Origin of the sequence: Methylorubrum podarium (genome assembly GCF_022179745.1) — a bacterium.
GTDB classification, from domain to species: domain Bacteria; phylum Pseudomonadota; class Alphaproteobacteria; order Rhizobiales; family Beijerinckiaceae; genus Methylobacterium; species Methylobacterium podarium.
The window spans coordinates 1-10,740 of sequence record NZ_BPRD01000191.1; the positions used below are offsets into that span (position 1 = coordinate 1).

11 protein-coding genes and 1 pseudogene are annotated in these 10,740 nt (G+C 73.0%); 6 read left to right on the forward strand and 6 right to left on the reverse strand.

Annotated elements, in window-relative coordinates; genetic code table 11:
• From MFF42_RS10450 to MFF42_RS10475, 6 genes and pseudogenes are all read left to right on the forward strand, one after another.
• Nucleotides 1-299, forward strand: a pseudogene (locus tag MFF42_RS10450) (potassium-transporting ATPase subunit B); the annotation flags it as partial.
• A 13-nt stretch (nt 300-312) separates the two neighbouring features.
• On the forward strand, nt 313-930 hold the full coding sequence (locus tag MFF42_RS10455; RefSeq protein ID WP_238255698.1) for a K(+)-transporting ATPase subunit C: 618 nt from the start codon (nt 313-315) through the stop codon (nt 928-930).
• Nucleotides 931-956: 26 nt separating this feature from the next.
• Nucleotides 957-3,671, forward strand: a complete 2,715-nt coding sequence (locus MFF42_RS10460; RefSeq protein ID WP_238255699.1) for a DUF4118 domain-containing protein — start codon at nt 957-959, stop codon at nt 3,669-3,671.
• A gap of 38 nt (nt 3,672-3,709) precedes the next feature.
• A complete protein-coding gene (locus MFF42_RS10465) occupies nt 3,710-4,438 on the forward strand; it encodes a response regulator (RefSeq protein ID WP_238255700.1) in 729 nt (242 codons plus the stop codon).
• 37 nt (nt 4,439-4,475) lie between these two features.
• Entirely contained in the window at nt 4,476-4,937 is a 462-nt protein-coding gene (locus tag MFF42_RS10470) for a PTS sugar transporter subunit IIA (RefSeq protein WP_238255701.1), read from the forward strand.
• Between the two features lie 104 nt (nt 4,938-5,041).
• The gene (locus MFF42_RS10475) at nt 5,042-5,461 is read left to right on the forward strand and encodes a tellurite resistance TerB family protein (protein ID WP_238255702.1); all 420 of its coding nucleotides are present in this window, start codon (nt 5,042-5,044) and stop codon (nt 5,459-5,461) included.
• A 403-nt stretch (nt 5,462-5,864) separates the two neighbouring features.
• On the opposite strand, the gene MFF42_RS10480 is transcribed toward MFF42_RS10475, so the two are convergent.
• The 6 genes from MFF42_RS10480 to MFF42_RS10505 form a co-directional block, all read right to left on the reverse strand.
• Nucleotides 5,865-6,758, reverse strand: a complete 894-nt coding sequence (locus tag MFF42_RS10480; protein WP_238255703.1) for a methyltransferase domain-containing protein — start codon at nt 6,756-6,758, stop codon at nt 5,865-5,867.
• 19 nt (nt 6,759-6,777) lie between these two features.
• Nucleotides 6,778-6,945 (reverse strand): hypothetical protein, encoded by a 168-nt coding sequence (locus MFF42_RS10485; protein WP_238255704.1) that lies wholly within the window; start codon nt 6,943-6,945, stop codon nt 6,778-6,780.
• Nucleotides 6,942-7,616 (reverse strand): class I SAM-dependent methyltransferase, encoded by a 675-nt coding sequence (locus MFF42_RS10490; RefSeq protein WP_238255705.1) that lies wholly within the window; start codon nt 7,614-7,616, stop codon nt 6,942-6,944. The genes MFF42_RS10485 and MFF42_RS10490 overlap by 4 nt, the downstream gene beginning before the upstream one ends.
• Before the next feature lie 59 nt (nt 7,617-7,675).
• Entirely contained in the window at nt 7,676-8,731 is a 1,056-nt protein-coding gene (locus tag MFF42_RS10495; protein WP_238255706.1) for a glycosyltransferase, read from the reverse strand.
• The gene (locus tag MFF42_RS10500; RefSeq protein WP_238255707.1) at nt 8,728-9,684 is read right to left on the reverse strand and encodes a glycosyltransferase family 2 protein; all 957 of its coding nucleotides are present in this window, start codon (nt 9,682-9,684) and stop codon (nt 8,728-8,730) included. The genes MFF42_RS10495 and MFF42_RS10500 overlap by 4 nt, the downstream gene beginning before the upstream one ends.
• A 42-nt stretch (nt 9,685-9,726) precedes the next feature.
• Nucleotides 9,727-10,740: glycosyltransferase (locus tag MFF42_RS10505; protein WP_238255708.1), on the reverse strand; the 1,014-nt coding region annotated here is incomplete at its 5' end.

Consider the following 10,740-nt stretch of genomic DNA (forward strand, 5'->3'; position numbering starts at 1 on the left):
TGGCGAAGTACTTCGCCATCCTCCCGGCGATGTTCCTGACGCTCTATCCGCCGCTCCAGGCGCTCAACGTGATGGGGCTCGCCTCGCCGCAGAGCGCGATCCTCTCGGCCATCATCTTCAACGCGCTCGTCATCGTGGCGCTGATCCCGCTGGCGCTGCGGGGCGTCACCTACCGGGCGGTCGGGGCGGCCGCGCTGCTGCGGCGCAACCTCCTCGTCTACGGCCTCGGCGGCGTGCTGGTGCCCTTCCTCGGCATCAAGGCCATCGACATGGCCGTCTCCGCCCTCCACCTCGCTTAGAATGGAACACGCCATGTCGAACCCGCTCCGCCCCGCCCTCGTCCTCCTCGTCGCCCTGACGGCGGTGACCGGCCTCGCCTACCCGCTCGCGGTCACCGGCCTCGCCGGGGCGATCTTCCCGGCCGAGGCCGCCGGCAGCCTGATCGAGCGCGACGGCAGGATCGTCGGCTCCGCCCTGATCGGGCAGTCCTTCACCGGGGCCGGCTTCTTCCACGGCCGCCCCTCGGCCACCACCGCGCCGGACCCGGCGGACGCGGGCAAGACCGTGCCGGCGCCCTACAACGCGGCCAATTCCATGGGCTCCAACCTCGGCCCCACCAGCGCGGCTCTGGCCGAGCGCGTGCGGGCCGACCTCGACCGACTCAAGGCCGAGAATCCCGGCCGGCCGGTGCCGGTCGATCTCGTCACGACGAGCGGCTCGGGGCTCGACCCCGACCTCTCGCCCGAGGCCGCCCTGTTCCAGGTGCCGCGGGTGGCCCGTGCCCGCAATCTGCCCGAGGACGCGGTCCGCGGCCTCGTCGCCGCGCAGGTGCGGGGGCGGACCCTCGGCCTGCTCGGCGAGCCGCGCGTCAACGTGCTGGCGCTGAACCTCGCTTTGGACGACCTTGCCGCCGCCGGAGCCCGCCGCTGAGAAGGGCGCGTGACCGAGAAAGGCGCATGAGCGAGACTGGCCGCGACCCGAACCGCCCCTCGCCCGACGCGCTGCTCGACGCGGCGCGCCGGGAGGAGCGGACCCGCGGCCGGCTCAAGCTCTTCCTCGGGGCCGCGCCCGGCGTCGGCAAGACCTACGAGATGCTCACCGTCGGCCGCGCGCGGCTCAAGGCCGGCGCCGACGTCGTGGTCGGCGTGGTCGAGACCCACGGCCGGGTCGAGACCGAGGCGCTGCTCGACGGCTTCGAGGTCGTCCCGCGCCGCGCCGTGCCCTATCACGGCACGGTGCTGGAGGAGATGGACCTCGACGCGCTGCTCGTTCGCCGGCCGGACCTCGCGCTCGTGGACGAACTCGCCCACACCAACGCGCCGGGCTCGCGCCACCCGAAGCGCTATCAGGACGTCGAGGAACTGCTCGAGGCCGGCATCGACGTGCTGACGACGCTCAACATCCAGCACGTCGAGAGCCTCAACGACGTGGTCGCCTCGATCACCCGCATCCGGGTGCGCGAGACGGTGCCGGACGGCGTCCTCGACCGGGCCGACGACATCGAGGTGGTCGACCTCAACCCCGACGACCTGATCGAGCGCCTGAAGGCCGGCAAGGTCTACGTGCCCTCGAACGCCGAGCGGGCGCTCCGGCACTACTTTTCCCGCGGCAACCTCACGGCGCTCCGCGAACTGGCGCTCCGCCGGACCGCCGACCGGGTCGACGACGAGCTCCTGAGCCACATGCGGGCGAACGCCATCCCCGGCCCCTGGGCGGCGGGCGAGCGGGTGCTGGTCTGCGTCAGCGAGGATCCGCGCTCCGGCGGCCTGGTGCGCTACGCCAAGCGTCTCGCCGACCGGCTGCACGCGCCCTGGACGGCGCTTTTCATCGAGGGGCCGCGGGCGGCGTCGCTCGGCGAGGCGCAGCGCGACCGGATCGCCGAGGCCCTGCGGCTGGCCGACCGGCTCGGGGGCGACGCCGTCACCCTGCCGGGCGGGCGGCGCATCGCCGACGACATCCTCGCCTATGCCCGCTCCGCCAACGTGAACCACATCGTCGTCGGCAAGGCGACGCGCTCCTGGGCCTTCGAGCTCCTGAACGGCTCGGTGGTGCACGACCTCGTGCGGCGCTGCGGCGACATCAGCGTGCACGTGGTGCCGGGCGCCGCCGTGCCGCTCGAGACCGCGCCCCGCCGCCCGGTGGCCACCCTCGCGCCGCCCGCAAGGGTCGATTTCAGCGCCTACGCCCTCTCGCTCGCCGCGACGGCGGCGGGGCTCGGCCTCGCCCTCCTGCTCCAGCCCTATACCGGCGTCGAGAACGCCGACCTGATCCTGCTGACGGCGGTGGTGGCGGTGGCGGTGCGCTTCGGCCTCGGCCCCTCGCTCGCCGCCGTCGTGGCGGCCTCGCTCGCCTACAACTTCTTCTTCCTGCCGCCGGTCTACACCCTGACCATCGCCGACCCGACCAACGTCGCGGCCTTCCTCCTCTTCACCGTGGTGGCGGTCGTCGTCTCGAACCTCGCCGCGCGGGTGCGCCGGTTCGCCCTCGTCAGCCAGGGCCGGGCGCGGGCGACCGAGCGGCTCTACGGCTTCTCCCGCAAGCTCTCCGGCTGCGGCACCCTCGACGACGTGCTCTGGGCCACCTCCGCCCAGGTCGCGGCCATGCTGAAGGTCCGGGTCGTGCTGCTCCTGCCCGAGGAGGGAGCCGTCACCGTGCGGGCCGGCTATCCGCCCGAGGACCGGCTGGAGGAGGCCGACCGCGCCGCCGCCCAGTGGGCCTTCGACAACGACCGCCCGGCCGGGCGCGGCGCCGACACGCTGCCCGGCGCCCGCCGCCTGTTCCTGCCGATGCGCACCGGCCGCGGCACCCTCGGCGTGATCGGCCTCGACGCCGACGGCACCGGGCCGATCCTGACGCCGGAGGGGCGCCGCCTCCTCGACGCCCTCGCCGACATGGGCGCGCTCGCCATCGAGCGCGTGCGGCTGGTGGAGGACCTCGACCGGGCCGAGCGCGCCGCCGAGACCGACCGGCTGGCGCGGGCGCTCCTGACCTCGATCAGCCACGACCTGCGCACGCCCCTGGCCTCCGTGCTCGGCGCGGCCAGCACCCTGCGCGACCTCGACGCGGCGCTCCCGCCCGAGGCCAAGGCGGACCTGCTCGCGACCATCATCGAGGAATCGGAGCGGTTGAACCGCTTCATCGCCAACCTCCTCGACATGACCCGCCTGGAGGCCGGCGCCGTGACGCCGAACCGCGTGCCCCAGGACGTGTCCGAGACCGTCGACACGGCCCTGCGCCGGGTCGAGGCGGTGCTCGCGGGTCACCGGGTCGCGGTGGAGGTCGCGCCCGACCTGCCGACCCTGAGGCTCGATCCAGTCCTGTTCGAGCAGGTGCTCGTCAACCTGCTCGACAACGCCGCCAAATACGCCCCGGAGGACACGCTGGTGACCGTCCGCGCCCGCCGCGACGGCGCGTCGGTCCGCATCGAGGTGCTGGACGAGGGGGCCGGGCTGCCCGAGGGGGAGGCCGAGCGCGTGTTCGACAAGTTCTACCGGGTGCGCAAGGGCGACCGGGTCCGCGCCGGCACGGGGCTCGGCCTCGCCATCGCCCGCGGCTTCGTCGAGGCGATGGGCGGGCGCGTCTCCGCCGCCAACCGCCGCGACCGAAGCGGGGCCTGCTTCACCGTCACCCTGCCGGTTCCGGCCGGGACCGCGAGGGACATCGCCGCATGAGCCCGATTCCATGAGCCCGATCCCATGAGCCCGATTTTATGAGCCCGACCATCCTGGTCATCGACGACGAGCCGCCGATCCGCCGGCTCCTGCGCACGGGGCTCGCGACGCAGGGCTACGCCATCCTGGAGGCGGGCAGCGCCGCCGCGGCGCAGGCGGTGCTGGGGCGGGACAGGGTCGATCTGATCATCCTCGATCTCGGGCTGCCCGACATGCGCGGCCACGACCTGCTGCGCGCGATCCGCGCGCGCCATCCCGGCCTGCCCGTGGTGGTGCTGTCGAGCCGCGACGACGAAGGCGGCAAGGTCGAGGCGCTCGATCTCGGCGCCGACGACTACGTCACCAAGCCCTTCGGCATGGCGGAGCTGCTCGCCCGCCTGCGGGCGGCCCTGCGGCACCAGCTCGCGGTCCAGGGCGAGCGCCCGGTCTTCCGGGTCGACCGCCTCTCGGTCGATCTCGTCCGGCGCATCGTGCGGATCGACGGCGCCGAGGTGAAGCTCACCCCGCGCGAGTACGACTTCCTGCGGGTCCTGGTCATGCATGCCGGCAAGGTGCTGACCCACGCCCAGCTGATGCAGGCGGTCTCGGTCTCGTCGGATCCCCAGTACCTGCGCGTCTACATGCGCCAGCTGCGGCAGAAGCTGGAGGTCGATCCCGAGCGCCCGCGCATCCTCCTCACCGAGACCGGCGTCGGCTACCGCCTGCGGGCGCCCGACGACGAACCGGCCCCCACGCCCGGGACGGCCGTGCCGGTGCCGAAGCCGTGACGCCGGCCCCGAGGACCGCCGGAGGCCGGACGGCGCGATGACCCTCGACGACCTCCTCGCCTCGGACAGCGTGATCCACGGCCTGCGCGCCTCCGGCAAGGCCGCCCTCCTCGAAGACTTGGCCCGGCGCGCGGCGCGGGCGCTCGACCTCGACGCCGACGACATCCTCGCGGCCCTCGTCCGGCGCGAGGGGCTCGGCTCCACCGGGATCGGTGCGGGCGTGGCCCTGCCGCACGCGCGCCTGGACGCCGTCCGGCGGCCCTACGGCCTCCTGGCGCGCCTGCGCGAGCCCCTCGACTTCGAGGCGGTCGACGAGCGGCCGGTCGACCTCGTGTTCCTGCTGCTGCTGCCGACGGAGAGCGGCGGCGAGCCCCTGAACGCCCTGGCCCGCGTCGCGCGCCGGCTGCGGGACCCGGAGAACGCGGCGGCGCTGCGGGCCGCGCGGAACGCAGCCGGCCTCTCCGCGCTGGTGAGCGGCCGGTCCCTCGGCACGGGGTGACCCGAGGACCGCGCTGTCGTCATTCCGATGCACGAAGCGCGTAGGTGGGGCCATCATCCTCGCCGCCGCAACGAGGAGCCCGCAACGCCTGGAGAGGTCCGCCGATGTTCAACATGTTCAAGCCGCAAGCGTCCCTCGACCTCACGCCGCGGAACTGCCTGGCCGCCTCGCTGATCTACTGCATGGCCTCCGACGGCGAGATCGACCCCGAGGAGATCGGCCACCTGATCTCGGTCCTGGGACGCAACGCGACGCGCTCGCAGCTCGACGCGGTCCTGCGCTACACCCGCGCCACCCAGCCGGCCCAGTTCCTCGCCGATGCGGCGCCCCGGCTGCGGCCGGATCAGCGGCTCTGCATCGTCCTGAACATGATCGACAGCGCGATGGCGGACGGCGAGGCCGAGCCCGGCGAGGAGCGGCTGATCCTGCAATTCGCGCAGGCTTTCGCGCTGTCCGAGAGCGAGCTGACGCCTCATTTCCGCACGCTCGTGGCCAAGAACGACCGGGCCGTGCTGGACCGCTGACCGGACCCGCTGAGATCTCGGCTGCCGGAAGCGGTCCAGGCCGAGCGGGACCGGGTGCAAGCGCTCCCCGGCAAGCAACTCTGGCCGGGGAGCGCCTGAAAATCTCCGCGCCCGCTCCTCGGGCTAAACGTCGTGGGAGTACCGGAGCCGTGGCCCATTCGGGCGGGGCAGCCTAGATAGAAACTTGCTGTCTAAGAATGCGCAGCGTCGGAAATGCTCGCTCCTGGTTCGTTCGCTCGGGTCGAACCAGCCAATGGCGATCCATACGAAATCCCGCCCCTCGCGGCGCCATTCCGATTTCGTGCTTCGGCGAGGTTCGTCATCGCTGGCGCGACGGAGGGCCGTCCTCACGCCTCGCGGGGGTGAGACAGGCTTCGCCCTGATCTCGATCGAGTCAGCCCTCTCACCGCATCGCGAGCAGCGTTGCCGTCCGCTGCTGCCGCTCGAGGATCTGACGCAGATGGGCGACGGCGCCCACCTGCATGCCGCGCAGCGCCTCCGGATCCGTTTCGCCGTCGCGCCGCATCGACACGTAGAACTCGAACTGCTCCGGCTCCGTCGCGGCGATCCGGTTCAGCACGAACGGGAACAGACCGAGACGGGCCGCCGCCTCGACGAGGTCGAGGAAGGACAGGGGCGTGAACACCCAGCAATGACACTCCTGATAGCGGCCCGAGGCGTGGGTGTCCCTGGCGTGCTCGTAGGCCAGGGCCAGGGCGGCCTCGCCGCACAATCGCGGTGCCCGCGCCGGATCCTCGCCCGCCCAGATCCCGCCGGGTTCGATGGCGAGCGCCTGATAGGTGTGGGCGAAGATCTGGCGCGGGCTCGGCCGGCCGTAGTCCAGCAGGTCGGCCTCGACCAGTTCGGCGATGGTGCTGTCGGCCCGCCCCGCATCGAACATGAAGCGCCGGTCGGGCAGCGACAGGTTGAGCACGCCCCCGGGCCGCAGCACCGCATGGATGCCGCGAAACCACCCGAGGAGGTTGGGCACGTACTGCGCGACCTGCGCGGCGATGGCGAAGTCGAGGCCGTCCGTCCCGAGCACGGACGCCAGCGAGCCGGAGCCCGCCCAGGCGTGATCGATCGGCACGGCCTCGTCGAGGCTGGCCTGCGCGTCGACGGCGCGATCGACATAGACGACGCGGATTCCCTCCGGCAGGGCCGTCGGGTTGTTCGCTGGCCCGAATTCGAGACCCCGGGCCTCGGGGAGAGGAACATCGTGCGTGAGACGGGCAAGGCGCCGGTCGGCCGCCCTGCGCGCCAGAAAAGCGTCCAGCGACAGGAAACCGGGATGCATGTCGCGGACGCCTCACCTCTCAGTCGCAGGAGAGTGCAGGATAGCGCATTTCATCTGCCCAGGAACACGCGTCGGCGAGGGATCGGGCAAAGGCGATACCGAGGCGGATCCGCTCGGCCTCGACGAGGGGGCCGTCGACGGCGACCGGGCGGCAGCGGGTCTCCGCCTCGTCGAGATCAAGGATCATCGTCGATCGGGCTTCTTGAACTTGCATTTCCCGTCGAAAGACCATGGGCCTTCGACCGCACATTCCGCACAGAACTGATCGACCGCGCGGGTGACGCCGGGGAAGCGGCCGCCGAGGCGGTCGTAATCGTCGGCGATGAACAGGCCGCCGGGCCGCAGCAGCGGCCACCAGGCCCGCAGATCGGCCGCGACCGATGCCTCCTCGTGGCCGGCATCGAGATGGATCACGTCGGCGGTGACGCCGCGCAGGCGCATCAGCGCGGCGGCGTTCACCGAGTCGAGCGGAAGCGGCACTACCCGCTCGGCCAGCCCCTCGCGCAGGACGTTGGCGAGGAAGGTGCGGTAGAGGCTCGGGAAGCCGTGCTCGGTGGCGAGTTCGGCGAACAGGCCCTCGTCCGCCCAGTGGTCGACGGCGCCGAGCCAGGTATCGACCGCGATCACTGTGCCCGGGATCGCGCGCTCGGCCATGGTGCGGGCCATGTGGAGCGCGCTCGCTCCCTTCCACGTGCCGACCTCGACGACCACGGCGGGGCGGACCTGCTCCACCGCCTCCGCGAGATAGGGGTGCCCGCTGCGCCAGCCCTGCAGGTCGAGGGGACGCAGCCCGTCCGGGGGATCGGCGAAGGGATCGCGGCCGTGCCAGAGCGCGGCGATGAGGTCGTGTCGGGTCATTCTCGGCTCGGGCTGCGGGGAGAGGTGCGCCCGGAGGGTCCGGCGCGGATGGGAGCGGGTCAGGCGGCGCGGGCCTCGGCGTAGAGGGCCTCGCACCGGTCGAGCCACCGGTCGCGGGTGAACAGGCGCAGGACGCGCCCGTGCGGGACCGCGCGCGGGATCGCGCGCGCCGCGTCGAGGGCGTGGGCGAGGGCGGCCTCGTCCCCGGGGGGAACGAGACGGCCGGCCTCGCCGACGATCTCTTCGGCCGCGCCCCGGGCGAACCCGGCCACGGGCAGGCCGCAGGCCATCGCCTCGACCATCACCAGCCCGAACGGCTCGTCCCAGCACGGGGTGAACAGGAAGACGGAGGCGCGGCCGATCTCGCGCGCCAGCGCCGCGCCGCCGAGATGGCCGCCGTAGCGGATCCCGCCGCCGAGGAGCGGGGCGACCGCGCTCTCCCAGTAGGCGGGCTCCTCGATCGGGCCGAACACTGTCAGCGGCAGGCCCGCCCGCCGGGCCGCGCGAACAGCGAGGTGCGTGCCCTTGACCGGCGCGATGCGCCCGCACCAGACGGCGCTGCCGTCGCCCTGCTCCCGGAAGGGCCAGGCGGCGGGATCGATGCCGTTGTGCAGCACCGAGACCTGCGGCGGCGCGCCTTCCGGCCACCACGCCCGAGCGTGCGCCCGCGAGGTCGCGGTGATGCGGTGGCCGGGGGTGACGCTCTCGTGCACGAACCAGCGCAGGGCGTCGTAGGGCGGCACGTGCAGCGAGGTCACCGTCGGCACCGCCTCCGTGCGGCGGCGCTCCAGCGGCAGCCGGCTCAGGCTGTTGTTGTGCAGCACGTCGAAGCCGCCGGCGGCGATCCGGTCGCAAGCGGCGGCATAGCCCGCGTCAACATGCGCCCTCAGCTCCGGATCGCCCCGGTGCTCCATCCCCGGGAAACGTCGCTCGTGATGCACGGGGATCACCGGGTCGATGGCGAAGCGCCCGTCGCTGTCGCCGGCGGCGAATAGCACGACGTCGTGGCTGCGCGCCGTCAGCCCCTCGGCGAGATGCCAGGTATGGGCCTCCAACCCGCCGGCGAAGGGCGGCGCGATCGGGTGGCGCAGATGGGCGAGGAGCGCGATCCTCACGCCGTCACCGGCACCGTCACCGTCACCGGGGCCGGTTCCGCCGCATCCCGTTCGCGCGCCTTCGCCTCCAGGAAGCGGATGACGGAGGCGGCGTTGGTGTAGGGCTGGTGGCTCTGCTGTCCGGTGAGCGCGAGGTCCGCGGCGTCGGGGCGGCGCAGGATGCGGATCGGCCGGTCGGGCGTGTCGTCGATCAGGCCCATCACCTTGAAGGCGTAGAGCCAGTGGCCCATGGTGCGGTAGCCCCACTTGGCCTCGAACAGCTCGGCGTTGCGCACCACGCTGTCGAGATGGTGGATCGGCGGCATGTGGTGCGGGTGGTACTGGTGATAGGCCAGCGCGCCCTTCATCCAGGCGATGGGGATGCCGCGCCGGTCGAGGATCTTGCCGAAATCGGTGTCCTCGCCGCCGTAGCCGGTGTAGCGCTCGTCGAAGCCGCCGACCGCCTCGAACGTCGCCCGGCGGATCGCGAAGTTGAGCGACCAGAAGCAGCGGTAATCGGTGCAGATCTCGAGCCCCGAGGCGGGCGGGCCGCGCCGGTCGGAATGCTTTTCCGCGACCTCCGCGAGGTCGGGATAGTCCCATTCGCCCGACGTCGCGCGCTCCGGCAGGTGCAGCACCTCGCCCATCAGCAGGCCGTCGAGCTCCGAGAGGCCCCGGGCGTAATCCGCCACGAAGTCGGGCGTCGGGATGCAATCGACGTCGAGGAAGGCGATCATCGCGCCGGAGGCCGCCGCCACGCCGCGGTTGCGCGCGGCGGCGAGCGGCAGCTCGGTGCCCGTCACCGGAATCTGGCGGACGGGGAAGCCGACCTCCGGCAGGTCGTAGGGCGCGTCCTGCATCACGGCGACGATGAACTCGGCGGGTTTCTGCGTCTGGCGCTCCAGCCCGCGCAGGACGTTGCGCAGATGAGCGGATCGCCCTTTGGCCAGGGTGACGACGGACACGGTGGACATGCGGTGCCTGGGCTCCGGCGATCGAGGGAGGGGACGGGTCGTTCAGCCGGCCGCGACGACGCGCAGCGGGGCCGGCGCCTCGGCGGCGGGCCGGCCCTGCCACAGCTCGTCGGTCAGCCCTTCGAGCCAGCCGGCCGCGCGCCGGGCCGCGTCCGGCGCGTAGAGGCTGCGCAGCACGCTCCCGTCGAGGCTGCGGGCGCGGGCGAGGAGGTCGCGCCAGCCCTGGAGGTCGCCGGGCCATCGCGGCGCCTGGACCGCGGCGCCGAGGCGGACCAGCACCTCGGCCTTGCGGGTCTGCTCGCCGAAATAGCGCCATTCCGGCATGACGATGAGCCGCCCGCCGACCCGGGCGACCTCGTGCACGGTGTTGTCGCCGGCCGAGGCGACGACGATGTCGGCGGCCGCGAGGTAGTCGGTCACCGAAGGCACCCAGCCGAGCTCGCGCAGGTTGGCGAAGTCGGTCTCGTGGCCCTCGCGGTGGGTCGGCCCGAGGGTGAGCCAGAGCGCGTCGGGCGCGGCGCGGGCGGCGACCGTCAGCGGCGCGTAGGGCGTGCCGCTGCCCCCGCCCCCGGTGACGGCGACGACGATCTCGCGCGCCGGGTCGAGGCCGAGCCGGGCGCGGGCCTCGGCGCGGTCGGGCACCCGGTCGATGCTGGTGCACAGGCCGCCGCTGTAGAAGGTCTTTCGACGCAGATGCGCCGGGTAGTCGTCCTGCTCCAGCCGCTCGTCGAAGGGCGCGAGCATGCCGACGCAGGCCTCGTAGGCGCCGATATGCCCGATATCGCCGCGGTCGCCGTGCATCCGGATCTGAACGGCCGGCACGCTGGCGATGCGCGCGAGCAGCGCGATCTCGGCCGAGACGTCGACCACGAACAGCCCGACCGCGCGCTCGTCGAGATGGTCGAGGATGGCCCGCATGGTCCGGCGCATCTCGGAAAGGCCGAGCGGGACGCAATGCATCACCGGCGGCGTCGGCTCGGCGTAGAGGCGCGGGGTCGGCACCGCGGCGCCGATCATGTCCGGCAGCGCCACGATCTCGATGTCGCGCTCGATGTC

What these genes read in the sequence shown, in the direction of transcription:
- MFF42_RS10455 (WP_238255698.1), top strand. Translation starts at nt 313, where the DNA reads ATGTCGAACCCGCTCCGCCCCGCCCTCGTCCTCCTCGTCGCCCTGACG.
- MFF42_RS10460 (WP_238255699.1), top strand. Translation starts at nt 957, where the DNA reads ATGAGCGAGACTGGCCGCGACCCGAACCGCCCCTCGCCCGACGCGCTG.
- MFF42_RS10465 (WP_238255700.1), top strand. Translation starts at nt 3,710, where the DNA reads ATGAGCCCGACCATCCTGGTCATCGACGACGAGCCGCCGATCCGCCGG.
- MFF42_RS10470 (WP_238255701.1), top strand. Translation starts at nt 4,476, where the DNA reads ATGACCCTCGACGACCTCCTCGCCTCGGACAGCGTGATCCACGGCCTG.
- MFF42_RS10475 (WP_238255702.1), top strand. Translation starts at nt 5,042, where the DNA reads ATGTTCAACATGTTCAAGCCGCAAGCGTCCCTCGACCTCACGCCGCGG.
- MFF42_RS10480 (WP_238255703.1), bottom strand. Translation starts at nt 6,758, where the DNA reads ATGCATCCCGGTTTCCTGTCGCTGGACGCTTTTCTGGCGCGCAGGGCG.
- MFF42_RS10485 (WP_238255704.1), bottom strand. Translation starts at nt 6,945, where the DNA reads ATGATCCTTGATCTCGACGAGGCGGAGACCCGCTGCCGCCCGGTCGCC.
- MFF42_RS10490 (WP_238255705.1), bottom strand. Translation starts at nt 7,616, where the DNA reads ATGACCCGACACGACCTCATCGCCGCGCTCTGGCACGGCCGCGATCCC.
- MFF42_RS10500 (WP_238255707.1), bottom strand. Translation starts at nt 9,684, where the DNA reads ATGTCCACCGTGTCCGTCGTCACCCTGGCCAAAGGGCGATCCGCTCAT.